This window comes from Pseudoalteromonas sp. MelDa3 (assembly GCF_002863625.1).
In the GTDB taxonomy this organism is placed as follows: Bacteria; Pseudomonadota; Gammaproteobacteria; order Enterobacterales; family Alteromonadaceae; genus Pseudoalteromonas; species Pseudoalteromonas arctica.
Map to the genome: position 1 here is coordinate 113,454 of NZ_PJBR01000007.1, position 21,616 is coordinate 135,069.

27 protein-coding genes are annotated in these 21,616 nt (G+C 39.3%); 13 read left to right on the forward strand and 14 right to left on the reverse strand.

The features are described from left to right. Nucleotides 1-83: 83 nt before the first annotated feature. The 11 genes from CXF89_RS02405 to CXF89_RS02455 all read right to left on the reverse strand — a co-directional run bounded on the left by CXF89_RS02405 (nucleotide 84) and on the right by CXF89_RS02455 (nucleotide 7,906). A complete protein-coding gene (locus CXF89_RS02405; RefSeq protein ID WP_002957937.1) occupies nucleotides 84-356 on the reverse strand; it encodes an HPr family phosphocarrier protein in 273 nt (90 codons plus the stop codon). 42 nt (nucleotides 357-398) lie between these two features. Next, complete coding sequence (gene rapZ, locus CXF89_RS02410; protein ID WP_101216897.1) at nucleotides 399-1,244, reverse strand: RNase adapter RapZ; 846 nt, start codon at nucleotides 1,242-1,244, stop codon at nucleotides 399-401. 18 nt (nucleotides 1,245-1,262) lie between these two features. Beyond that, nucleotides 1,263-1,715, reverse strand: coding sequence for a PTS IIA-like nitrogen regulatory protein PtsN (ptsN, locus tag CXF89_RS02415; protein WP_024594001.1), 453 nt, complete (start codon nucleotides 1,713-1,715; stop codon nucleotides 1,263-1,265). 4 nt (nucleotides 1,716-1,719) lie between these two features. Further along, entirely contained in the window at nucleotides 1,720-2,007 is a 288-nt protein-coding gene (gene hpf / locus CXF89_RS02420; protein WP_007580301.1) for a ribosome hibernation promoting factor, read from the reverse strand. A 26-nt stretch (nucleotides 2,008-2,033) separates the two neighbouring features. Continuing rightward, the gene (locus tag CXF89_RS02425; protein WP_007580303.1) at nucleotides 2,034-3,533 is read right to left on the reverse strand and encodes an RNA polymerase factor sigma-54; all 1,500 of its coding nucleotides are present in this window, start codon (nucleotides 3,531-3,533) and stop codon (nucleotides 2,034-2,036) included. Nucleotides 3,534-3,602: 69 nt separating this feature from the next. Further along, complete coding sequence (lptB, locus tag CXF89_RS02430; protein ID WP_007580304.1) at nucleotides 3,603-4,328, reverse strand: LPS export ABC transporter ATP-binding protein; 726 nt, start codon at nucleotides 4,326-4,328, stop codon at nucleotides 3,603-3,605. After that, nucleotides 4,325-4,870 carry a lipopolysaccharide transport periplasmic protein LptA gene (gene lptA / locus CXF89_RS02435; RefSeq protein WP_121953719.1) on the reverse strand — a complete coding sequence of 182 codons (546 nt, stop codon included), beginning with the start codon at nucleotides 4,868-4,870 and terminating at the stop codon, nucleotides 4,325-4,327. The genes lptB and lptA overlap by 4 nt, the downstream gene beginning before the upstream one ends. Further along, nucleotides 4,860-5,414, reverse strand: coding sequence for an LPS export ABC transporter periplasmic protein LptC (lptC, locus tag CXF89_RS02440; protein WP_007580308.1), 555 nt, complete (start codon nucleotides 5,412-5,414; stop codon nucleotides 4,860-4,862). Before lptC ends, lptA begins: the two co-directional genes overlap by 11 nt. After that, entirely contained in the window at nucleotides 5,411-5,962 is a 552-nt protein-coding gene (kdsC, locus tag CXF89_RS02445) for a 3-deoxy-manno-octulosonate-8-phosphatase KdsC (RefSeq protein ID WP_007580311.1), read from the reverse strand. Before kdsC ends, lptC begins: the two co-directional genes overlap by 4 nt. Continuing rightward, nucleotides 5,963-6,934 (reverse strand): KpsF/GutQ family sugar-phosphate isomerase, encoded by a 972-nt coding sequence (locus CXF89_RS02450; protein WP_024607452.1) that lies wholly within the window; start codon nucleotides 6,932-6,934, stop codon nucleotides 5,963-5,965. A 3-nt stretch (nucleotides 6,935-6,937) separates the two neighbouring features. Beyond that, nucleotides 6,938-7,906: a calcium/sodium antiporter gene (locus tag CXF89_RS02455; protein ID WP_024607453.1), complete on the reverse strand. Its 969-nt coding sequence runs from the start codon at nucleotides 7,904-7,906 to the stop codon at nucleotides 6,938-6,940. Between the two features lie 255 nt (nucleotides 7,907-8,161). Here CXF89_RS02455 and CXF89_RS02460 point away from each other — a divergent pair, with 255 nt between their 5' ends. From CXF89_RS02460 to murA, 7 genes are read left to right on the forward strand one after another with little or no spacing between them, the layout of a single operon-like run. Beyond that, a complete protein-coding gene (locus tag CXF89_RS02460; protein WP_076916424.1) occupies nucleotides 8,162-8,977 on the forward strand; it encodes an ATP-binding cassette domain-containing protein in 816 nt (271 codons plus the stop codon). Beyond that, on the forward strand, nucleotides 8,977-9,756 hold the full coding sequence (gene mlaE / locus CXF89_RS02465; protein ID WP_002957949.1) for a lipid asymmetry maintenance ABC transporter permease subunit MlaE: 780 nt from the start codon (nucleotides 8,977-8,979) through the stop codon (nucleotides 9,754-9,756). The genes CXF89_RS02460 and mlaE overlap by 1 nt, the downstream gene beginning before the upstream one ends. Nucleotides 9,757-9,769: 13 nt before the next feature. After that, on the forward strand, nucleotides 9,770-10,318 hold the full coding sequence (gene mlaD, locus CXF89_RS02470) for an outer membrane lipid asymmetry maintenance protein MlaD (protein WP_002957950.1): 549 nt from the start codon (nucleotides 9,770-9,772) through the stop codon (nucleotides 10,316-10,318). Between the two features lie 5 nt (nucleotides 10,319-10,323). Beyond that, nucleotides 10,324-11,004: an MlaC/ttg2D family ABC transporter substrate-binding protein gene (locus tag CXF89_RS02475; RefSeq protein WP_121953720.1), complete on the forward strand. Its 681-nt coding sequence runs from the start codon at nucleotides 10,324-10,326 to the stop codon at nucleotides 11,002-11,004. Then, nucleotides 10,997-11,290 carry an STAS domain-containing protein gene (locus tag CXF89_RS02480; protein WP_010554274.1) on the forward strand — a complete coding sequence of 98 codons (294 nt, stop codon included), beginning with the start codon at nucleotides 10,997-10,999 and terminating at the stop codon, nucleotides 11,288-11,290. Before CXF89_RS02475 ends, CXF89_RS02480 begins: the two co-directional genes overlap by 8 nt. A 5-nt stretch (nucleotides 11,291-11,295) precedes the next feature. Next, a complete protein-coding gene (locus tag CXF89_RS02485; protein ID WP_002957953.1) occupies nucleotides 11,296-11,553 on the forward strand; it encodes a BolA family protein in 258 nt (85 codons plus the stop codon). A gap of 13 nt (nucleotides 11,554-11,566) precedes the next feature. Beyond that, complete coding sequence (murA, locus tag CXF89_RS02490; RefSeq protein WP_007580318.1) at nucleotides 11,567-12,826, forward strand: UDP-N-acetylglucosamine 1-carboxyvinyltransferase; 1,260 nt, start codon at nucleotides 11,567-11,569, stop codon at nucleotides 12,824-12,826. 100 nt (nucleotides 12,827-12,926) lie between these two features. On the opposite strand, the gene CXF89_RS02495 is transcribed toward murA, so the two are convergent. The 3 genes from CXF89_RS02495 to CXF89_RS02505 all read right to left on the reverse strand — a co-directional run bounded on the left by CXF89_RS02495 (nucleotide 12,927) and on the right by CXF89_RS02505 (nucleotide 16,039). Continuing rightward, nucleotides 12,927-14,009: a trypsin-like peptidase domain-containing protein gene (locus CXF89_RS02495; RefSeq protein ID WP_007580320.1), complete on the reverse strand. Its 1,083-nt coding sequence runs from the start codon at nucleotides 14,007-14,009 to the stop codon at nucleotides 12,927-12,929. Nucleotides 14,010-14,111: 102 nt separating this feature from the next. After that, nucleotides 14,112-15,464 (reverse strand): Do family serine endopeptidase, encoded by a 1,353-nt coding sequence (locus CXF89_RS02500; RefSeq protein WP_007580322.1) that lies wholly within the window; start codon nucleotides 15,462-15,464, stop codon nucleotides 14,112-14,114. Between the two features lie 131 nt (nucleotides 15,465-15,595). Further along, nucleotides 15,596-16,039 (reverse strand): Z-ring associated ZapG family protein, encoded by a 444-nt coding sequence (locus tag CXF89_RS02505; protein ID WP_007580324.1) that lies wholly within the window; start codon nucleotides 16,037-16,039, stop codon nucleotides 15,596-15,598. Between the two features lie 134 nt (nucleotides 16,040-16,173). On the opposite strand from CXF89_RS02505, the gene zapE reads away from it, so the two are divergent. The 6 genes from zapE to CXF89_RS02535 all read left to right on the forward strand — a co-directional run bounded on the left by zapE (nucleotide 16,174) and on the right by CXF89_RS02535 (nucleotide 21,560). After that, the gene (gene zapE, locus CXF89_RS02510) at nucleotides 16,174-17,262 is read left to right on the forward strand and encodes a cell division protein ZapE (protein ID WP_121953721.1); all 1,089 of its coding nucleotides are present in this window, start codon (nucleotides 16,174-16,176) and stop codon (nucleotides 17,260-17,262) included. Nucleotides 17,263-17,548: 286 nt separating this feature from the next. Then, nucleotides 17,549-17,977, forward strand: a complete 429-nt coding sequence (rplM, locus tag CXF89_RS02515) for a 50S ribosomal protein L13 (protein WP_007378318.1) — start codon at nucleotides 17,549-17,551, stop codon at nucleotides 17,975-17,977. Between the two features lie 8 nt (nucleotides 17,978-17,985). Continuing rightward, a complete protein-coding gene (gene rpsI / locus CXF89_RS02520; RefSeq protein WP_024590200.1) occupies nucleotides 17,986-18,378 on the forward strand; it encodes a 30S ribosomal protein S9 in 393 nt (130 codons plus the stop codon). A gap of 580 nt (nucleotides 18,379-18,958) precedes the next feature. Then, nucleotides 18,959-19,549 carry a ubiquinol-cytochrome c reductase iron-sulfur subunit gene (petA, locus tag CXF89_RS02525; protein WP_007580333.1) on the forward strand — a complete coding sequence of 197 codons (591 nt, stop codon included), beginning with the start codon at nucleotides 18,959-18,961 and terminating at the stop codon, nucleotides 19,547-19,549. Continuing rightward, nucleotides 19,549-20,814, forward strand: coding sequence for a cytochrome b (locus CXF89_RS02530; protein WP_121953722.1), 1,266 nt, complete (start codon nucleotides 19,549-19,551; stop codon nucleotides 20,812-20,814). Before petA ends, CXF89_RS02530 begins: the two co-directional genes overlap by 1 nt. Continuing rightward, entirely contained in the window at nucleotides 20,811-21,560 is a 750-nt protein-coding gene (locus CXF89_RS02535) for a cytochrome c1 (RefSeq protein ID WP_024599270.1), read from the forward strand. The genes CXF89_RS02530 and CXF89_RS02535 overlap by 4 nt, the downstream gene beginning before the upstream one ends. Nucleotides 21,561-21,616: the final 56 nt, after the last annotated feature.

The following is a 21,616-nucleotide window of genomic DNA, read 5'->3' on the forward strand; positions in this document are numbered from 1 at the left end:
TAACTGGCGTTACTAACCGTATTTATTTTATATATCTGTTTTAGTTGGGGCATTAGTAATGCGAGCATTATTTTTATAACTGTTTATTCTTGTTCATTAAAACGTTGTGCTATTAATTCTCCAACAGCATGCAAAGCTTGCTCAGAATCGGGGCCTTTGCATACAACTTTAACTTCTTTTCCTTGGCTACTTTCAAGTAACATTAGTGCAAGTACGCTATCGCCTGCGGCTTCTTTGTCATCTTGGAATAATGTGATTGTAGCATCAAATTGTACTGCTAATTGCGCAAGCACAGTAGCTGCTCTGGCGTGTAAGCCTAATTTGTTTTTTATTAAAAAAGTGTCTTCACAATGCATAACTTACTCTACCTAAGCTGAACAGGTGATTATTCAGCTATATTATTTTTCTTGTTCGCGATGGCGAATTTTTACATTGGGATGTGTCATTGCAAAACTTTCACCAATAGTTTGCGCTAAATATACAGAGCGATGTTGTCCGCCAGTACACCCAATGGCAATGGTTAAATAACTGCGGTTATTTCGCTCTAAGTGCGGTAACCACGTTTGTACAAATGTTTGAATTTGCCATGTGAATTTTTGCACTATGCTGTGATTGGCCAAATAATCTTTAACGGGTTGATCTAACCCATTTAAAGGTTTTAATTCAGGTTCCCAATGTGGATTTGGTAAAAAGCGTGCATCAAATACATAATCAGCTTCTTTTGGTATGCCGTGTTTAAAACCAAACGATTCAAACGTGACAATCAGTTGCTTATCTTTTTTACCTAAAATCTTTTCACGAATAGATTCAGCAAGTTGATGAACGCTTAAATCAGTCGTATCTATCATAAAGTCGGCGCGGGTGATTAATACATCAAGTAATTCTTTTTCTTTTTTGATGGCTAAATCAAGAGGCAACGAGTCAATTGATAGTGGGTGTAATCTACGAGTTTCAGAAAAACGTTTGATCAATGTTTGATCGTCGCTATCTAAATAAAATAACGTAGGTTTTGCAAAGCCAGGCAAGTATTCAAGAATATCGTTAAATTCATCTTGTTGTTTAGGGATGTTCCGCACATCAATGCTAACAGCAATTTTATCGTAGCTATCAGACACACTGCGAACTAATGAAGGAAGCAAGTTAACTGGAATATTATCTACGCAATAATAACCTAAATCTTCTACAACGCGTAAAGCAACCGACTTTCCAGAACCAGAACGGCCGCTTATGATAATTAACTCCATTTAACACCCTTTATAAAACTATGATTGATTGACAATAACTTGGTAAAGCTCAGCATCTGATTTTGCACTGCGTAACTGTTTACAAAAATCTTTGTTGTTTAGTTTATCAGCAATAGTTGCTAGAGTCTTTAAGTGCTGCTGGTTATCGCCATCTGGTACGATGAGTGCGACGAAAATATCAACAGGGCGATTATCGATTGCATCAAAATTTATTGGAGTTTCGCTAACGAGTACTAAAGCCAAAGGCTCTTCTGCACCGCTCATTCTTCCATGAGGAATGGCAATGCCACGCCCTATACCTGTACTACCCAATTTTTCTCTGCTCATTAAAGCATTAAGAATATCTTGTTGCGGTAAATACGGAAGTTTGTCGTGAGCAAGTTCGCTAATGAACTCTAAAATTCTTTTTTTGCTATTAAAAAGGACCGCAGCTTTGCTGCAGTCCTGGCATATAAGTGAGCTTAATTTCATCATATTAGTGTCGAGCAAGCTTCTCTTTGTGTTTAATTACTTGTCGATCGAGCTTGTCGATCAACGAGTCAATGGCGGCATACATATCTTGATGTTCTGTAGAGGCAAATAACTCAGCACCGCTTACGTGTATGGTGGCTTCTGCTTTTTGATTTAATTTTTCTACATCGAGAATGACATGAACATTATTAATATGATCAGAGTGTCTTTCTAGCTTCGCAAATTTGGTATTAATATAGTCTCTTAGTGAATCGGTTAATTCTACGTGACGACCAGTTAAGTTTAGTTGCATAAGCATTACCCTCTTTTTTTTGCGTCTTAAATCAAACTTTTACGTTGATTTGACGGTGGAATAGCCAGAGATTCGCGGTATTTTGCGATTGTACGTCTCGCTACTTTAATTCCTTGCTCAGCCAATATATCCGCTATTTTGCTATCACTCAATGGTTTTGCTGAGTTTTCTGCTGCGATTAATTTTCGGATAAGCGCACGGATTGCTGTAGATGAACATTCACCACCGTTTTCGGTGCTTACATGGCTTGAGAAAAAATATTTAAGCTCAAATATACCACGGGGTGTGTGCATATACTTTTGGGTTGTTACGCGCGAAATTGTTGATTCGTGCATTTCTACCATTTCAGCAACATCATTTAAAACCATTGGTTTCATGGCTTCAGGACCGTGTTCAAAAAAGCCTTGTTGTTGCTTAACAATACAATTTGTTACTTTTAATAGCGTGTCGTTTCTACTTTCTAAGCTTTTAATAAACCATTTAGCTTCTTGTAAATGCGAGCGAATAAACTGGCTGTCACCACTGGATTTTACAGTGCGAGACATTGCCGCGTATTGGCTATTAACACGAATTTTAGGCATGCTGTCTGGGTTTAACTCAACAACCCAGCGGCCTTTAATTTTTTTAACTGACACATCAGGAATAACATACTCAGATTCTTCTCTTACAATAGTATCTGCAGGTTTAGGGCTAAGAGTATGTATTAATGTCATTACTTCCTTAAGCTCTTCTTCTTTGAGCTTAGTTTTCTTCATTAATGTACGATAGTCACGAGCAGCTAATAAATCAATATGCTCGGTTAAAATCATTTTTGTTTCATTAATGTAAGGTGTTTCTTTATCAAACTGGTTAAGCTGAATACACAAACACTCTTGTAAACTACGTGCAGCAATACCAACAGGATCAAACAGTTGGATGCGTTTTAATACAGCTTCAATTTCATCAAGTTCGACTTCGTTATCATCTTCGTTTTCTTGATTAAAGCTTTCTAAAATCTCTTCGCAGCTTAGTGTTAAAATACCTGAATCATCGACGGCTTCTACAATCGCAATAGCAATAGCTTCGTCTGTAGGGCTAAATGGCGTTAGTTGTAACTGCCACATTAAATACTCATGGAGCGTTTCAGTAGAGGCGCCTTGGTATATTGATTCGTCTTCAGGCATCGGACCCGATGATGCTGCTGGGGCGGCACTCATGTACTCATCCCAACTAACATCCATAGCCATGTCGTCACTTAGCGTGTCTTTTGCAAGTGCTTCACCACTATCTTGTTCGTATTCACTTGGAGCATCATCGGCAGATGCGCTAACAGTTATGTCATCTGTATCTGCTTTTTGCTCGTTTTTACCTGCAGCGTCTTCTGAATAGTCTGCTTCTTCAACCTCTAATAGCGGGTTGCTGTCGAGAGCTTCTTGTATTTCTTGCTGGAGATCCAATGTACTGAGTTGCAACAAACGAATAGCTTGTTGCAGCTGTGGAGTCATTGTAAGTTGCTGGCCCATGCGCAGCTGTAGTGATTGCCTCATGTATCTCTAACAATCCTTTTATGTTGTTATAATTAATACTAGCAGATGCTTAAAGACATGGCGTAAATGTTACAGCCTAAATTGCTCGCCTAAGTAAACATCGCGTACTGTTTTATCATTTAATACGTGTTCTGGAGTACCTGATGCAATCAGCTCCCCATGAGAAACAATGTAGGCTTTTTCACAAACATCAAGGGTTTCTCTTACGTTATGATCGGTAATTAATACACCAATCCCACGATTTTTAAGATGTTCTATTATTTTCTTTATGTCTAATACCGAAATCGGGTCAACACCTGCAAATGGTTCATCCAGTAATATAAATTTAGGATCTGCTGCCAGCGCACGTGCTATTTCAACACGACGACGTTCGCCTCCTGACAATGCCATACCTTGGCTATCACGAATGTGTTGTATGCTAAATTCATCTAATAATTTATCGAGAGTGTCTTCTCTAGCTTGTTTATTTAACTCTTTGCGCGTTTCTAAAATGGCCATTAAGTTTTGATAAACAGTCAGCTTTCTGAATATTGAAGACTCTTGCGGTAAGTAGCCAATGCCTAATCTAGCACGACTATGCATAGGTAAAAGAGTAATATCGTTATCGTCTATCGATATTTTACCTTTGTCGCTAGGTACAAGTCCTACTATCATATAAAACGTGGTGGTTTTACCTGCACCGTTAGGGCCAAGTAAGCCAACAATACTGCCAGCTTTGACTTCAAGGCCGACGTTTTTTACAACTTCACGGCCTTTATAGCTCTTTGCTAATAGTTCAGCTTTTAATGTACTCATGGTTGACCTTTGTCGCTTTTTTTACTTTTTTTAGTCTCGATTGGCACTAAAATTGTGTGAACGCGGTCAGTTGAGTTTTCATCTTTTTCGGCACTGATTAGCTGCTGCTCTATATCGTAGGTAATGCTTTTAGCATTTATTTTTTGTCCCGCTTGCGATACTTGTGCATTACCAACAAGCGTTAAAAAACGCTTAGATACATCATAACGTACTTCGTCAGCACTGGCGCTCATAGTCGTGCCATCTGATTGCTTTTCTTCAAAGTACGCAGGGCTACCTGTAGCAATTAATAATTGTTTATTATCACCAAGTTCATCGCGTTTATGTACTTCTAAGCGGTCGGCTGTGATACGGCGATTACCGTGAATAATTTCAACGTTTTTCTCAAAAATCCCGACATTAGCTTTTAATTGACCTTCTTGCTTATCGGCGCTTATTGAAATTTGATTTGCAGCCGGTTGCGTATTTTGCTCTGCAGCACTACTATTAAACGCTAGTATAAGTGTAGGAATAATAAGTGATTTTAATATTTTATTGGTCATAATATATGGTTCGCGTATGGTTAATTAGTTTTATCACTTCGGTTTTTAAGTCGGCTTCTAGGCCTTTACCAGTGATTTTTAAATTGGGTCCAGTGATGATAACGGGTTGCTCCGAACGCATTGTTAATAGCTTTATATCTACCTGAATATTATCAGCATTGATTTTGTCTATCATGGCGTTATCGGTTAAGTTTTTGGCAACCACATTGCCTTCTAAAATTAATTGTTTGTCTTCGTATAATGTTGCTTCGTCTGCATTTATTTGCCACGTTTGCTTTTCGTTATATAAAGTAAAAATAGGTTTTTCAAAAAACGTAAAACCTAATTGTTGATATAGCTCCATTTTAGCCGCAGTAACTTTGTGGCTAATTTTACCTTGTTCGTCATAGGCTGTTTGTTTGAGTTCAATGGCTATGTAATCAGGCTTGGCAATAACTTCAGGCTCAGTCTGAGGTACAATATTTGTTTGTGTAAAATAAGGGTACCAAAGCCAAACCATACAGCTAATGAATAAAACGCTTAATATTATGCGCGCTGCATTCATGAACTAGTGCCTTGTGTAGTCAATGCTTTACCATTTTCAAGCATAAGTAAGTCGGTGAGCTCTCTTACTGCACCAAAGCCGCCAGGCATTTGCGTTACATAGTGTGATAAACGTTTAATAAGTGGATGGGCATCATTTACTGCAACAGCAAAGCCGACTAATTCCATAACGGGCATGTCAGGACCATCATCACCGATATAAGCAATTTGTTCATCGCTAAGGTTGAGTTTGTCTTTTAATTCTTGATAGGCAATGAGCTTATTTTCTTGGCCTTGATAAATATGCTGTACGGTTAAGCTGCTCATACGTTGTTGCACTATTTGTGAATGACGACCAGTAATTACAGCCACTTCAAAGCCACTGTTTATAAGCGCTTTAATGCCAAAACCATCTTTTGTATTAAATGCTTTTAGCTCTTCACCTTGATTACCAAGATAAATACGGCCATCAGAAAATACACCATCAATATCGCATATAAGTAGCTTTACTTTTTTAGCGCGTGCTTTTGCATCATCGCTCAGCGGTTGATAGAGTTCTTCAAATTGCATTTATAACACTCCTGCTTTTAATAGGTCTTGCATGTTTAATGCGCCAATAGGTTGGTTTTTCTCATTGACGACGATTAAGCCATTTATACGTTTGTGTTCCATAATATTAAGCGCTTCAGCGGCTAAAATATCTTGTGTAGCCGTAGTACATGACTTAGTCATAACAACATCTATTTGTGTTGTATGAATATCAATTCTTTGCTCTAAAATACGACGCAAATCGCCATCGGTAAATAATCCCACGAGCTGCTGATTTTCATCAACAATGGCTGTCATGCCTAAACCTTTAGCAGACATTTCAATAAGGGCATCTTTAACTGTTTGTGAAACGCTAATAATAGGTGTATTTGCGCCGCTGTGCATAACATCTTTTAAAGTAAGTAATAAGCGCTTGCCTAAACTACCACCTGGGTGAGATAGCGCGAAGTCATCAGCTGTAAACCCGCGAGCTTCTAATAATGCAACTGCCATGGCATCGCCCATCGCAAGCGTTGCAGTGGTACTTGATGTAGGAGCTAGACCCAATGAACAGGCTTCTTTTTCTACTTTAATACACACATGTACATTAGCAAGGGTCGCCATGGTTGATTGCGTATTGCCAGTCATCGATATCATTTTGGCACCAAGTCGTTTTAAAACCGGAATGATATTTAAAACTTCGCTGGTCTCCCCTGAATTAGAAATAAGCATAACCACGTCATTTTTAGTGATCATCCCTAAATCACCATGACTTGCTTCACCAGGGTGAACAAAAAATGCTGGACTGCCAGTGCTTGCAAGGGTTGCCGCTATTTTATTGCCAATATGACCTGATTTACCCATACCAATGACAATAATACGGCCTTCGCAGTCGTACATTAATTGGCACGCGTTATGAAAGTTTTCATCTACATATTGTGCAATATCACTAAGTGCTTGGCGTTCAACATCTAAAACGCGAAGGCCTTGTTCAATAAAATTTAGCGTTGCCATCATTTACCCTACTTGACTAAAAATATACCCTTGGTAACCCAAAAATGCTATTAGCAATAAGCCGCCTTCTACTCTATTGATACGTTGGGTGCCTCTAAAGTTCAATGACATAATAATAAGAGCAAGTGTTGCGCCAATCATAATTAATACGTCTCGGCTTACTAATGATGGGTCAATGGCAGAAGGGTTAATAATACCGGCAAGTGGTAATACCGCTAGAATATTAAATATGTTTGAGCCAACAATATTACCTAGTGCTAAATCATCTTCATTTTTAAGTACACCTGCAACCGAAGCGGCAAGTTCAGGCAAACTAGTACCGATGGCAATAATTGTTAAGCCAATGACTAAGTCGCTTAAGCCGAAGTATTTAGCAATATCGACAGCCGAACCTATTAAAAAATGAGAGCTAACAGGTAGGAGTATCATGCCGACAACTAACCAAAATACCGCTTTTTTCGTAGGTACATCGTTTGGTACATCGTCGCAGGCTTCTGACACAAATGGATCATCTTGGTTTTTTGCACGCATAGATACAATAATTAACCCACCGATGAATACGATAAAGCCAACCAAAAGTGCAACACCTTCATTAAATGAAAAGTAGTTATCTGAGAACACATACCAAGTAGCTAAAGATACGAGCATCACTAATGGCATTTCACGTTTTAACGTACTAGATGAAACTGAAAGAGGGCGAAATAGAGCAGTGATACCTAACACAAGTAAAATGTTTGTAATATTAGAGCCAACAGCATTGCCAACCGCTGTGTCGGTTTTATTAGCCAGAGCGGCAGAGGCTGAAACCATCATTTCAGGTGCTGAAGAGCCCATAGCTACCACGGTTAAACCAACAATAAGTGTAGGTACACCAAAGTTTTTAGCAAGAGCCGCAGCGCCATAAACAAACCTGTCTGCACTCCAAACAAGAGCTGCAAAACCAAGAATTAAAATAACAAACGAGGTAACCATTGTGTTAAGCCAGTTATACAAAATACGGATGGCGCGAATAGTAACAAAAGCCAAGATGAAAGTATAAATAAAAGAGTAAGGTCAACTAGGTAACAATGCTGCTTTTAAACAGCTAATTTAAAAATTTAAGCCGGGGTTAAGCTGTTTTGAGCGAGTCTTATAATCCTTTTCATGGGTGTATTACAAAATCTTACGAATTGTTTTTTCCATCTTTGACAAAAAAGCTTTAAAATAGGTGCACTAGTGAACATTTTTATGGAGAGCGACTTGTCGCAATCAATAGTAGAAGTCAAGGATGTTAGCTTTTCGAGAGGCAATAGAACTATATATAAAAATATGAGTTTTAGCGTTCCTAAAGGTAAAATTACTGCGATCATGGGGCCAAGCGGAATTGGCAAAACCACTATGTTGCGTTTAATTGGTGGTCAGCTTAAACCAGATTCAGGTGATATTTTATTTGAAGGTGGCAGCATTCCTAAAATGTCTCGTAAAGAGTTATACGAAGCACGTACTAAAATGAGCATGCTTTTTCAAAGTGGTGCGCTGTTTACTGATATGTCGGTATTTGACAATATTGCGTTTCCTATAAGAGAGCACACAAAGCTAAGTGAAGACCTTATCCGATTAGTTGTATTAATGAAATTGCAAGCGGTTGGGCTACGTGGCGCTAAAGATTTAATGCCCTCTGAGTTATCGGGCGGTATGGCAAGACGTGCTGCACTTGCGCGCGCTATAGCACTTGATCCAGAGCTAATCATGTACGATGAGCCATTTGCAGGACAAGATCCTATTTCGATGGGCGTATTGGTTAAGCTAATTAAGTCGCTTAACGAAGTATTGAGTTTATCGTCTTTAATTGTGACACACGATGTGACAGAGGTAATGAGTATTGCCGATCACGTTATAATTATCGCCGATCAAGGTGTAATTGGTTGTGGTACTCCTGATGAAATGCGCAATCATGAATCTCCTTTAGTTCAACAGTTTTTAAAAGGCTTGTCGGATGGTCCAGTACCATTTCATTTTCCGGCTCAAGCTTATGCAGACGAACTACTTGGAGAAAAAGCATAATGTTGGATTTATTTCAAAAGCTAGGACATAAAACGCTAGGACGTTTTGCGGCTCTTGGCCGTTCTGCTTATATGCTGTTTAGTGCATTAGCGCATGTTCCTAATTTTAAAAAAGGCACACCGTTACTTGTTCGCCAGCTCTATATGGTTGGTTCGCAATCGTTACTCATTATTATGGTGTCGGGTTTGTTTATCGGCATGGTGTTGGCTCTACAAGGTTACACCGTATTAGTTGGTTATGGCGCTGAGGATAGTTTAGGGCCGTTAGTGGCTCTGAGTTTATTGCGAGAACTGGGCCCGGTTGTTACTGCATTACTATTTGCAGGACGCGCAGGTAGCGCATTGACTGCTGAAATTGGCTTAATGAAAGCAACAGAGCAACTTTCATCACTTGAGATGATGGCAATCGATCCGCTAAAACGTATTATTGCACCGCGCTTTTGGGCGGGTTTTATAAGCATGCCATTGCTTGCATTGATATTTTCAGCCGTAGCAATCATAGGCGCTCATTTAGTGGGTGTAGATTGGCTGGGGGTTGATACAGGTAGTTTTTGGTCAATCATGCAATCACAAGTGTCGTTTCAGCAAGACATACTAAACGGTATTATTAAGAGTTTTGTATTTGCCATAGTGGTGACCTGGATTGCGCTTTATAAAGGATATGACTGTGTGCCGACCTCAGAAGGGATCAGCAAAGCAACCACCGAAACGGTTGTTCATTCGTCATTAGCAGTTTTAGGTTTTGACTTTATTTTGACAGCGGTAATGTTTACCAGCTAATAGGGTATAGATAATGAATTCACGGAAATTAGAAATTTTAGTTGGTTTTTTTGTAGCACTTGGCATTTTAGCTTTTGCGATGCTCGCACTTAAAGTTGCCAATTCAGGTATTAGTGGCTCTGGCGAAACATATACGCTTAATGCCAAGTTTGAAAACATTGGCTCATTAAAAGCACGTGCACCAGTAAAAGTAGGTGGTGTTGTAATTGGTCGTGTTGAATCAATTTATGTTCACCCACAAGAATTTTTACCAGTGGTAAACATGACCATTGATGCACAGTATTTATGTCGTTTTTCAGACACAAGCTCAATCTCTATTTTAACGTCGGGTATTTTAGGTGAGCAGTACTTAGGTATTCACCCTGTCATTTCTCCAGATTCGGCTAAACAACGTTGTTTAGGCGAAACAGTGACTGAAAACAAGCAAGATGAAGCAATTGACGATTTGTTTGGTGTGGAAAGTAAAGCACTAGGTGATGGCGATTCAATTACTGACACTAAGTCTGCCATTGTACTTGAAGAATTAATCGGGCAGTTTTTATTCAACCAAGGTAGTGAGTAATTATTATGTTGAAAAAGTTTTTAGCTATTGTAGTAATTGGCACAATGACGCTAACTCAAAGCGTAAGTGCAGCAGATGTGAAATTAATCGATCCAAATAAAATGGTACGCCAAGTTGCTGATAATACATTTGCACGTATTAAAAAAGATCAGCCATTAATTGTTAAAAATCAAGAGCATCTTCGCTTAATCGTTGAAGAAGAATTAATGCCTTATATCGACTACAAATATGCAGCACTTCGCGTACTAGGTAGTGAAGTATCTAAAGTACGTGCAATTACCGACGAAGCTGAAAAAGCCAAAGCAATTAAAGAAATTCAACGCTTTATTGGTGTGTTTAGAGAGTATTTAGTTGCTACTTATGCAGGTGTATTCACTCAATATACAAACCAGAAAGTTGAGTTTGGTGCAGAACAAGCATTTAAAGGCAAAGATGTCGTTGTCGTTAAAACTAAAATTATTGAAGATGGTAAACCTGATATCAGAATCGATTTTAAAGTACGCGAAGACCGTGACGGTGAATGGCGCGCGTACGATATGATTGCTGAAGGTATTAGTTTACTAGATGCAAAACAAAGTGAGCTACAAGGTATTTTGCGTCAGCAAGGTATTGATAATGTAAGTAACCTTTTAGAGCAAAAGAGTCAGCTACCAGTTCAGTTTAGAGGCAGTAACTCGAATGACTAAATTGGCAATAAGCCAAGTTGATGGACAACATTTTCGAGTAAACGGTGAGCTTACTCGAAATTCAATTGGCGATGAACAGCTTCTGAACAACAAGCTATTAACCAAGCATAAAATCATCTATTTCGACCTAAGTGGTGTATCTAGGGTTGACACAGCGGGCTTAGCTTGGTTAATTCACTCTTTTGCAGAATTAAAGCAGCAAGGCATTCGCCTTGAATTGCAAAACCTACCTGAGCAATTGCAAAATTTAATGCAATTGGGTCAGGTTACAACCCTATTTGAGTGAGAGTTATGGAAACTAGCCAAGTCGAAACATTATTACGCGAAGAACTTCAATTAGCTGAAGTACATGTAAAAGCCAATGGTAGTCATTATGAAGTTGTTGCAGTAGGTGAATGCTTTGACGGTTTAAGCCGAGTTAAAAAGCAGCAGCTAGTTTATGGCCCATTAATGAATACAATTTCAGATGGCACAATTCACGCAGTATCTATTCGTGCATTTACTCCTGTAGAGTGGAAGCGTGAACAAAAATTTATTTTACCGCAATAAATAGGGCCTCTTAATGGATCAATTTGTAATTCAAGGTGGTACTTCACTTGCTGGTGAAGTGACTATTTCTGGCGCTAAAAATGCCGCACTTCCTATTTTGTTTGCTTCATTATTAGCTGATGGAAAAAGTACATTTACTAATGTACCGCGCCTTCGCGATATAGTGACCACTGAAGCCTTATTAAAAACTCTAGGCGCTGATGTTAATTGGCACGGCGATACGCTAGTGATTGACGGCGCAACGGTTAATAAAACATTAGCACCATACGACTTAGTTAAGCAAATGCGTGCTTCAGTACTTGCATTAGGCCCTTTAGTTGCACGTTTTGGTGAAGCTCAAGTGTCTTTACCTGGTGGGTGTGCTATTGGTGCTCGTCCTGTTGATATACATATTCAAGGTTTGGAGCGCATGGGCGCACAAATAAACGTTGAAAATGGTTATATTAATGCCAAGGTAAACGGTCGCTTAAAAGGCGCTGAAATCTTTATGGAAATGGTAAGCGTAGGCGCTACCGAAAACCTATTGATGGCAGCTGCTCTTGCTGATGGTAAAACCATACTTGATAACGCTGCACGCGAGCCCGAAATAATTGATTTAGCTAACTGCTTAATTGCTATGGGCGCTAAAATTACGGGTGCAGGCACTAGCCGCATTGAAGTTGAAGGCGTTGAGCGTTTAGCAGGATGCGAGCACAGCATTTTACCAGATAGAATAGAAACAGGTACGTTTTTAGTCGCTGCAGCAATGGCAGGCGGTGAAGTACTTTGCAAAAACACTGACTTTCATTCTCTTGAGCCTGTGATTGAAAAATTACGTGCAACAAATGCACACTTAGAAGTACATAACGACAGTATTTATCTTGATATGCGCGGCCGAGAACTGAGAGCCGTGAATATTAAAACAGCTCCACACCCAGGTTTTCCTACGGATATGCAAGCTCAGTTTACAGCATTAAATGTAGTAGCAAATGGTAGTGCGACTATTACAGAAACGATTTTTGAAAACCGTTTTATGCATGTACCAGAGTTGCAGCGTATGGGTGCTAATATTCGTTTAGAAGGGCATACCGCAATTTGTGGTGAGACTGAGAGCCTAACGGGCGCGCAAGTGATGGCAACCGACCTACGCGCTTCAGCTAGCTTAATCTTAACGGGTATAGTGGCACAGGGTGAAACGGTTGTTGACCGTATTTATCACGTTGATAGAGGCTATCAGCGCATTGAAGATAAGCTAAGTGCGTTGGGTGCAAATATTAAACGTCGAAGTAGTTAAGTAGATATTTAACTAGCTAAGCTATTTTAAAAAGGTCGGATACGCAAATTGCTATCCGACCTTTTTATTGACGATTTATGAAAGTTGGTATTATTTTTTATTAAAGCTTTGTTTCAAGCTCAGCTACCACCACCATGATTTTTTCTATTTTACCATTCCGGTAAAGCTCAAATTCTATTTCTTTACCTGGTTCTGTATTACCTATTTCTTCCAGCACTTTTTGTGGATTTGCTACCGAAAGCCCTGCAATTTTAATAACAATATCTTGCTCTTCAATGCCCGCTTGCCATGCTGGTCCCAAAGGGTCTAAATTAGTAATACGCATGCCAGTAACTGGGGTTAGGCTGTCGTTTACTTCCTTGCCGGTACTATCTACTGCTGTGCCTTCAAAGCCTAAATAGCCGCGCACAACGCGACCATGACGAATGAGCTTACCCATTACTTTTTTAGCAAGTGAGTAAGGAACCGCAAAGAATATTCCTTGAATATTCAAGTTCTCACGCGTTTTAAACTGCGCAGAAGTAATGCCGACTAAATCACCATTGGAGTTAACTAATGCGCCGCCAGAGTTGCCCACATTAATAGCCGCATCCATTTGCAATAAGTTATTGTACGGACTGTCTGTAATTTTTTGCTTACCCGTTGCGCTAATAATGCCTTGCGTGATTGTTTGGCCTAAATTAAGCGGGTTACCTATGGCAAGTACAACATCGCCCACACTGGATACATAGCTATCATTTACAGGAATTACCGGAAGGTGATCTGCATTTATTTTAAGTAAGGCTAAATCAGTAATAGTATCAAAACCAATTAGCTGTACATCAAAAAAACGTCTGCCATCGGTTAGAATAACCATAATTTGATCTGCATTATTAACAACATGGTAGTTGGTAAGAATGTAACCGTCTTGCGACATGATGACGCCAGAGCCAAGCTCTTGTACCGTGTTTTTTCTTTTATAACGAGGTTCTTTGGAAATACTTTCTGAAAAAATAGTAACCACAGAAGGAGCTGCTCGTTTAACGGCATCAGAAAAACTCAGGTGACTCGAACTCATTGCGCTTGGTAGGGGAACATTTGGAAGTAAAGCCGCTCGCATATTAGGGCTGAAAAAAACCACTAAAAAAGCAATACTTAGGCCTGCAAATAAAGGGGGAAGAATAAATTTTATTAGTTTCAGCACGATTTTCTTATTATGTAAGTGAGCAATCTCTTTATGATGACATAAAAAAAATAACAGCGGCAAGTGCCACTGTTATTTTTATTACATTAATAGTGCTATTTATTACTGAATTAAAATAAATATAGACTCACGACCACGTTGCACGCCAAGTACTATATTACCTTTTGTACTGTCGATGATTTTATTCATGTCGCGAATCGTTTCAACTCGTTGACGATTCACTTGCATAATAATATCGCCTTCTTCAAGGCCAACACGGGCAGAAGGTGAGCGAGGATCTACAGAAGTAACCTCAACACCTTTATTACTGTTTTTTTGTACATTTTCAAGTGTCGCGCCTTGGAATGCAGGATGCAGCTCTTCACCGGTCGCTGTAACACCTGATGCACCATCAAGGGTTACTTTCACTGTTTTAATTTTACCATCGCGGTAAATGCCTAGTTTTATCTCACGGCCTTCACCTAGAGTAGCAATTTTGCTGCGTAGTTCATGAAAGCCACTAATGTCGCCACCGTTTATGCTAACAATAACGTCACCAGCTTCAATTCCAGCCTTACTTGCGGCAGTGTCGTCCATTACTTGCATTACATAAGCACCTTGTTTGACATCAAGTTGCTGTGCTTTTGCAAGTCCAGCATCAAGTGGACGACCAGAAATGCCTAACGAGCCTCGACGTACTTCACCATGTTCAATAATTTGATCGACTAGATTTTTCATCATATTAGATGGAATCGCAAAACCAATACCCACGTTGCCGCCAGAAGCACCTAAAATAGCGGTATTAATACCAATCAACTCACCATTGAGGTTAACTAAGGCACCGCCAGAATTACCTTGGTTAATAGCTGCGTCGGTTTGAATGAAATCTTCGTAGCCCTCAATGTTTAAACCACTTCGACCAAGGGCACTAACAATACCTGATGTAACTGTGTGGCTAAGGCCAAATGGGTTACCAATAGCGACAGCAAAGTCACCCACTCGTAAATTATCTGAGTTGGCGAGTTTGATTTCAGTTAAGTCATCAGCGTCTATTTGTAAAAGAGCGATGTCTGATTCTGTGTCAGTACCAATTTTAGTTGCTTCAAATTCACGGCCATCTTCGAGAGTAACTACCATTTTTTCGGCGTCTTGGATTACGTGGTTATTAGTCACTACATAGCCCTCATCAGCATCGATAATGACCCCAGAACCTAATCCACTAAATTGGCGTTTTTGACTGCGAGGCTGCTGTTGTCCAAAAAAGTATTCGAGTGGATCTGCACGGCGGCGTACTTCTTTAGAGCCTGAAACTTGGATACTTACAACACCAGGAGATATTTGCTCTAGCATGGGGGCTAGAGTGGGTAGTTGTTGACCATTTACTGCAATTGGCATTTTCGCATAAGACGCTACAGGGCTCATTAATAAGCTTGTAGATAAAATAGCTGCGCTGATAAGTGATAATTTCATTTTCATAGTCAGGGGTAACTCCACTTAAGATAAAGCAAAAACAAAAAGGGCTACTTTAAAAGCAGCCCTTTTCGATTTATTAAGATAAAACAACAAAGCTGTTATATCTAAAGACTATGGGGTCTAAAAAAAGTTCATCAAGATACTTTAGAATGTTCTGAAACTTTATTTTGACCAGCAAATAAACCAGATTCACCCGATACATAATCAGCTGGTTGCGCTGCGGCTGAAGAACGATCTGAACGACGTTCTTTTAAAGACGCTTGTAGTTGTTCTGTTGTTTCTTTAGAAAAATAAGGTTCTGCTGGTGCTTTATTTCTATCTTCTAAAAGAAGTTGGTTTGTTTCTTCAACGTGACTAAGCAGTTGATCATAGTTTTCTTTCATTTTATTTACGAGCTTGCCAGTATTCGCTAAATGATCAGCTACATCTTGACGATACTGCTCTAATGCATTTTCAGCTTGCTCTGCCTGCTCTTTTAATTCATCTTGTTTGAATTGTTTTTTAGTAACAAATGCGCCAATAAAAAATGCTACAACAGCAGCAATAACAATTAAACCTACCCACATAACTGTGCCCATAAAAACTACCCCTTTGGGAAAATAACTAACGAATGCCGATTCAATTATAAATCATACTAAGTGTAATATACCCCGAGTTATGATGCGTGTTAATATGCTTTGCAAATTAAACTGTGTTTTAACTGTAAATAGATATGACTCCTTGGCAAACATACCAACAAGACTTAAAGCGAGATGACTTTGTACACGACGCAGCACAAGAAAATGCTGTGCGCCATTTACAACGTCTATACGATGACCTAACTCAGGCAAAGCCAAAACAAAAAGGTTTTTTTGCTAAGTTATTTAGTAAAGATGAACCTGCGCCTATAAAAGGTTTGTACTTTTGGGGTGGAGTAGGGCGTGGTAAAACTTATTTAGTTGACACTTTTTACGAATCACTACCGGGCACACGTAAAATGCGCGTGCACTTTCATCGATTTATGCACCGAGTGCATAATGAGCTTAAAAAACTAAACAATACGGCTAATCCATTAGAAAAAATAGCCGACACTTTCAAAGCTGAAACAGACATAATTTGTTTTGATGAGTTTTTTGTTCAAGACATTACCGATGCTATGTTGCTAGGTGGCTTAATGGAAGCGCTATTTGCACGGGGTATAGTACTTGTTGCTACATCTAATATAGTGCCTGATGAGCTTTACAGAAATGGCTTGCAGCGTGCCCGCTTTGTCCCTGCTATAGAGCTGGTTAAGCTCAATACAGAAATAGTTAATGTAGATTCAGGTATTGATTATCGATTACGTACCTTAGAGCAAGCCGAAATTTTTCATAGTCCGTTAGATGAAGATGCAGATAAAAACCTATTTGAATACTTCGATAAGCTATCGTCAGAGCCTGGACAATTAGATGAGCCGATAGAAATAGAAGGGCGAAAAATCAAAACGCGAAAAGTAGCTAAATGCGTGGTGATGTTTGAGTTTAGTGAATTATGCGAAACAGCGCGTAGTCAGGTTGATTACATGGAGATTAGTCGCTTATATAATACGGTGATTATTTCTAACGTAAAACAGCTTGGGCAAACTAATGATGATGCCGCTAGACGCTTTATTGCTTTAGTGGATGAATTTTACGAGCGCCATGTAACTTTAATTATATCGGCTGAAAAACCTATTACCGAACTTTATACCCAAGGTAATTTAAACTTTGAATTTAAGCGCTGTATAAGCCGTTTGCAAGAAATGCAGTCTCTAGAGTATTTAGCTAGAGAGCATTTGGTTTAAATTTAGTAGGTAAAAGTGTAATAGGTTAGCCATTAAAAATAAGAGGTGCATATATAGTACTTCTTATTTCTAAAATTTCTTGTGGAAAAAACAACCGGCGAGTAGCAATGTGTTTTAAGTGCTGGTATACTCCCGCGTCTGCCACGTTGCGTTCTATGCCCTCATATAGTCTAGCCACTTGTGAGCGGCGCAAAAGTCTAAAACTCGAAGGGGTTATAGCAAACTTAGAGCAGTAGTTAATATTAACTACTTGTGGTTTTAATTGAAAAACATTGGATTTTTATAAATGAAAACGTTTGTTGCTAAACCAGAAACAGTAAAACGTGACTGGTACGTAGTTGACGCTGAAGGTAAAACTTTAGGTCGCATCGCTACTGAAATCGCTCATCGCCTACGCGGTAAGCATAAAGTTGAATATACACCGCACGTAGATACTGGTGATTATATCATCGTTATCAACGCTGAAAAAGTTACTGTAACTGGTAACAAATTCAAAAACAAAGTGTACTATTCACACTCTGGTTTTCCAGGTGGTCTTAAGTCTACTACTTTTGATAAACTTCAAGCTGCAAAGCCTGAAATGATCATCGAGAAGGCTGTTAAGGGCATGTTGCCACGTGGTCCTTTAGGCCGCGCTATGTACCGTAAACTTAAAGTTTACACAGGTACTGAGCACAACCATGCTGCACAACAGCCTCAGGTTCTAGACATTTAAGGAGCACCATCATGGCAAATCAATACTACGGTACAGGTCGTCGTAAAAGTTCAAGTGCTCGCGTATTCTTACGCCCAGGCACTGGTAACATCGTAATCAACAAACGCTCTCTAGAAGAGTATTTTGGTCGCGAAACAGCACGCATGGTTGTTCATCAAGCTCTTGAGCTAGTTGATATGACTGAAAAATTTGACCTTTACATCACCGTTTCTGGTGGTGGTACAACTGGTCAAGCTGGTGCTATCCGTCATGGTATCACTCGTGCACTTATGGAGTTTGACGAATCATTACGTTCACAACTTCGTAAAGCAGGTTTTGTTACACGTGATGCACGTAAAGTTGAACGTAAGAAAGTGGGTCTTAAGAAAGCGCGTAAGCGTCCACAGTTCTCAAAACGTTAATCTATACGTTATCAAGAATTCAAAAACCCAGCTTATGCTGGGTTTTTTGTTTTCAAATCAAAATGTTTACATTTGCAACTTAATATAAAGTTATTTATATCGACGGTGATACTGGGTGATTGCAGCAATTAATGATGATCAAATTGATTAATAACTGCGTATTAATCAAACGAAAGTTAAAAAACACTCAGATAGCTGCAAAAAAGTTAAATAATTATCGTAATTAGTTTAAATCCATCAGTTAATTGGTGGAATTTTTTGCTACAATTGGCATTGAAGTAAAATGAGTGAGTTTAACCGCACTATGTACAGTTTTTACTGTTTCCTCTTAGTGGTGTTGATCTTGGTCAGTATATTGTTTTTACAGAAGCGTTATTATAGTCGTTCGGCTTTATTCTCGAGCTTACTTAATCAAATTTTGATCAAGTTAGTTTTATTCGAGCATAGGGCTTTGAATAACCTTGTTTTAATCAAGGGTTTTAATTATGATCGCTTCTATTTTAAAAATTCGAATAATTAACCTGCTGTAACTGATGTTCTCAATATAGCAAGTGTTGAGAATCATAGTGGAGATAAGTGGATGAGCAATGCGCCTGTAGACAATGGCCGACGTCGCTTTTTAACCATAGCTACCTCTGTTGTAGGTGGTGTTGGTGCGGCTGGGGCTGCTGTTCCTTTTATTGCGTCTTGGAATCCAAGTGAGCGAGCTAAATCTGCGGGTGCGCCTGTAGAAGTAGATATCAGCAAACTTGAACCGGGACAATTAATACGTGTCGAGTGGCGTGGTAAACCTGTATGGGTTGTATCACGGACCCCAAAAATGCTTGAGCAAATGAAAGAACATGAAGGTCAACTTCGTGATCCGCATTCGCAAGAGCCACAACAATTAGAATCATCAACAAATGATTACCGTTCATTACGTCCAGAAATCTTTCTGGCTGTAGGTATTTGTACGCATTTAGGGTGTTCACCTGGCTTTTTCCAAGGTAACTTTAGTGAGAAAGTTGAAGGAACCGATGATGGCTTCTATTGCCCATGTCATGGTTCTAAATTTGATATGGCTGGCCGTGTATTTCAATCGGTACCTGCTCCATTAAACTTAGAGATACCACCTTATACTTTTCTTGATGAGACCACTATTTTAGTGGGCGAAGAAAAAGGGGCAGCCTAATGTTTGGTAAGATTATTGGTTGGATAGACGACCGTATCCCAATGACACGTGTTTGGAACATGCATATTGCACAGTATCCAGCACCTAAAAACTTTAACTTCTGGTACTTTTTTGGCTCATTAGCCATGTTGGTACTAGTAAACCAAATCCTAACAGGTATTTGGTTAACGATGAACTTTGTTCCGTCTTCTGAAGGCGCATTCGCTTCAGTAGAATACATCATGCGTGATGTAGAATATGGCTGGTTATTACGTTACTTGCACTCAACTGGTGCATCAGCGTTTTTCATCGTTGTATATATGCATATGTTCCGTGGCATGATCTACGGTTCTTATCAAAAACCACGTGAGTTACTGTGGTTATTTGGTATGTTTATTTTCTTAGCGCTAATGGCTGAAGCATTCATGGGGTATTTATTACCATGGGGGCAAATGTCGTTCTGGGGTGCACAGGTAATCATCTCCTTATTCGGGGCTATTCCGGTTATTGGTGATGACTTAACACTTTGGATCCGTGGTGACTATGTAATATCAGGTGCAACGCTTAACCGCTTCTTTGCATTACATGTAATTGCACTACCATTGGTTATCGTAATCTTAGTTTTCTTACACATTGTTGCTCTACACGAAGTGGGTTCAAATAACCCTGAAGGTATTGAGATTAAACGTAAGAAAGGCTCAGTAGCTGAAGAAGATAAGCCTAAATTTAAATTTCATGAGTATTACACTGACAAGAAAGATATTGTTGATGCGATACCGTTCCACCCTTACTACACAGTTAAAGATATTGTGGGTGTGGTTGGTTTCTTAATATTGTTCTGTTGGGTTGTGTTCTTTATGCCAGCGATGAATGGCTTCTTTTTAGAAGGTCCAAACTTCGAGGCAGCTAACCCACTTAAAACACCTGAGCATATTTTCCCTGTTTGGTACTTTACGCCATTCTATGCAATCTTACGTGCAATCCCTGATAAGTTAATCGGTGTTGCGGCGATGGGTGCATCAATTGTGGTACTTGCGTTACTACCTTGGGTAGACCGTGGTAGAGTTAAATCGGTTCGTTACCGTTGTGGTTTCCATAAATGGAACATTGCAGGTTTTGTTGTAACTTTCGTTCTTTTAGGTTGGGTGGGTGCAACTCCTCAAACTGATCTGAAAACGATTATTTCTCAAATCTGTACTGTGACTTACTTTATGTTCTTCGTACTGTTATTTGTATACAGTAAGAACGAAAAAACTAAGCCATTGCCAGAGAGGTTAACGAAATGATGAAGAAGCTACTTATTGGTTTATTTGCTTTATCAGTAAACTTGTTACCTAACATGGTTATGGCAGCAGGTCCGTCGGTTCCTTTAATGGAGGCGAATAACGACCTTACTGATCAAGCATCTTTACAGCGCGGTGCAAAGTTGTTCATGAACTATTGTCTTGGTTGTCACCAAATGCAGTATCAACGTTATGAACGCACTTTTCGTGATATAGGTATCCCAACAGAAGTTGGTTTAGAACAGTTGATTTTTGACGGTTCTAAAGTAGGTAGCCATATTACTAACGCGATTACAAAAGACGATGCAGCAAAATGGTTTGGTGCGGCTCCGCCGGATTTAACTCTAATTGCGCGTGTAAAATCACCAGATTATATTTACACGTACTTAAAATCGTTTTATAAAGATGAATCTCGCCCGTTTGGGGTTAACAATATTGTTTTCCCATTAGTAGGTATGCCTCACGTTCTTCAAGAACTACAAGGTTTACCAACGCCTATTACTAAAGAAGTAGAAGAACATGGACACACAGTGACCAAAGTTATTGCTACTGAAACAGATGGTACGGGTGAATTAAGTGTAGATGAATACGACCAAGCTGCTCGTGATTTAACGAACTTCCTTGAATACGTGGGTGAACCTTCACGTCTTGAATCGGAAGCGCTAGGTATTAAGGTAATAGGATTTTTAATCATCCTGTTTATCTTGGCATTTATGCTTAAGAAAGAATACTGGAGAGATGTTCATTAGGTTGAACATTTTTAAAGGTAATTTTGCAATAGGGGCTTAAGCCCCTTTTGCTGTTT

What these genes read in the sequence shown, in the direction of transcription:
- CXF89_RS02405 (WP_002957937.1), bottom strand. Translation starts at nt 356, where the DNA reads ATGCATTGTGAAGACACTTTTTTAATAAAAAACAAATTAGGCTTACAC.
- rapZ (WP_101216897.1), bottom strand. Translation starts at nt 1,244, where the DNA reads ATGGAGTTAATTATCATAAGCGGCCGTTCTGGTTCTGGAAAGTCGGTT.
- ptsN (WP_024594001.1), bottom strand. Translation starts at nt 1,715, where the DNA reads ATGAAATTAAGCTCACTTATATGCCAGGACTGCAGCAAAGCTGCGGTC.
- hpf (WP_007580301.1), bottom strand. Translation starts at nt 2,007, where the DNA reads ATGCAACTAAACTTAACTGGTCGTCACGTAGAATTAACCGATTCACTA.
- CXF89_RS02425 (WP_007580303.1), bottom strand. Translation starts at nt 3,533, where the DNA reads ATGAGGCAATCACTACAGCTGCGCATGGGCCAGCAACTTACAATGACT.
- lptB (WP_007580304.1), bottom strand. Translation starts at nt 4,328, where the DNA reads ATGAGTACATTAAAAGCTGAACTATTAGCAAAGAGCTATAAAGGCCGT.
- lptA (WP_121953719.1), bottom strand. Translation starts at nt 4,870, where the DNA reads ATGACCAATAAAATATTAAAATCACTTATTATTCCTACACTTATACTA.
- lptC (WP_007580308.1), bottom strand. Translation starts at nt 5,414, where the DNA reads ATGAATGCAGCGCGCATAATATTAAGCGTTTTATTCATTAGCTGTATG.
- kdsC (WP_007580311.1), bottom strand. Translation starts at nt 5,962, where the DNA reads ATGCAATTTGAAGAACTCTATCAACCGCTGAGCGATGATGCAAAAGCA.
- CXF89_RS02450 (WP_024607452.1), bottom strand. Translation starts at nt 6,934, where the DNA reads ATGGCAACGCTAAATTTTATTGAACAAGGCCTTCGCGTTTTAGATGTT.
- CXF89_RS02455 (WP_024607453.1), bottom strand. Translation starts at nt 7,906, where the DNA reads ATGGTTACCTCGTTTGTTATTTTAATTCTTGGTTTTGCAGCTCTTGTT.
- CXF89_RS02460 (WP_076916424.1), top strand. Translation starts at nt 8,162, where the DNA reads ATGGAGAGCGACTTGTCGCAATCAATAGTAGAAGTCAAGGATGTTAGC.
- mlaE (WP_002957949.1), top strand. Translation starts at nt 8,977, where the DNA reads ATGTTGGATTTATTTCAAAAGCTAGGACATAAAACGCTAGGACGTTTT.
- mlaD (WP_002957950.1), top strand. Translation starts at nt 9,770, where the DNA reads ATGAATTCACGGAAATTAGAAATTTTAGTTGGTTTTTTTGTAGCACTT.
- CXF89_RS02475 (WP_121953720.1), top strand. Translation starts at nt 10,324, where the DNA reads ATGTTGAAAAAGTTTTTAGCTATTGTAGTAATTGGCACAATGACGCTA.
- CXF89_RS02480 (WP_010554274.1), top strand. Translation starts at nt 10,997, where the DNA reads ATGACTAAATTGGCAATAAGCCAAGTTGATGGACAACATTTTCGAGTA.
- CXF89_RS02485 (WP_002957953.1), top strand. Translation starts at nt 11,296, where the DNA reads ATGGAAACTAGCCAAGTCGAAACATTATTACGCGAAGAACTTCAATTA.
- murA (WP_007580318.1), top strand. Translation starts at nt 11,567, where the DNA reads ATGGATCAATTTGTAATTCAAGGTGGTACTTCACTTGCTGGTGAAGTG.
- CXF89_RS02500 (WP_007580322.1), bottom strand. Translation starts at nt 15,464, where the DNA reads ATGAAAATGAAATTATCACTTATCAGCGCAGCTATTTTATCTACAAGC.
- CXF89_RS02505 (WP_007580324.1), bottom strand. Translation starts at nt 16,039, where the DNA reads ATGGGCACAGTTATGTGGGTAGGTTTAATTGTTATTGCTGCTGTTGTA.
- zapE (WP_121953721.1), top strand. Translation starts at nt 16,174, where the DNA reads ATGACTCCTTGGCAAACATACCAACAAGACTTAAAGCGAGATGACTTT.
- rplM (WP_007378318.1), top strand. Translation starts at nt 17,549, where the DNA reads ATGAAAACGTTTGTTGCTAAACCAGAAACAGTAAAACGTGACTGGTAC.
- petA (WP_007580333.1), top strand. Translation starts at nt 18,959, where the DNA reads ATGAGCAATGCGCCTGTAGACAATGGCCGACGTCGCTTTTTAACCATA.
- CXF89_RS02530 (WP_121953722.1), top strand. Translation starts at nt 19,549, where the DNA reads ATGTTTGGTAAGATTATTGGTTGGATAGACGACCGTATCCCAATGACA.
- CXF89_RS02535 (WP_024599270.1), top strand. Translation starts at nt 20,811, where the DNA reads ATGATGAAGAAGCTACTTATTGGTTTATTTGCTTTATCAGTAAACTTG.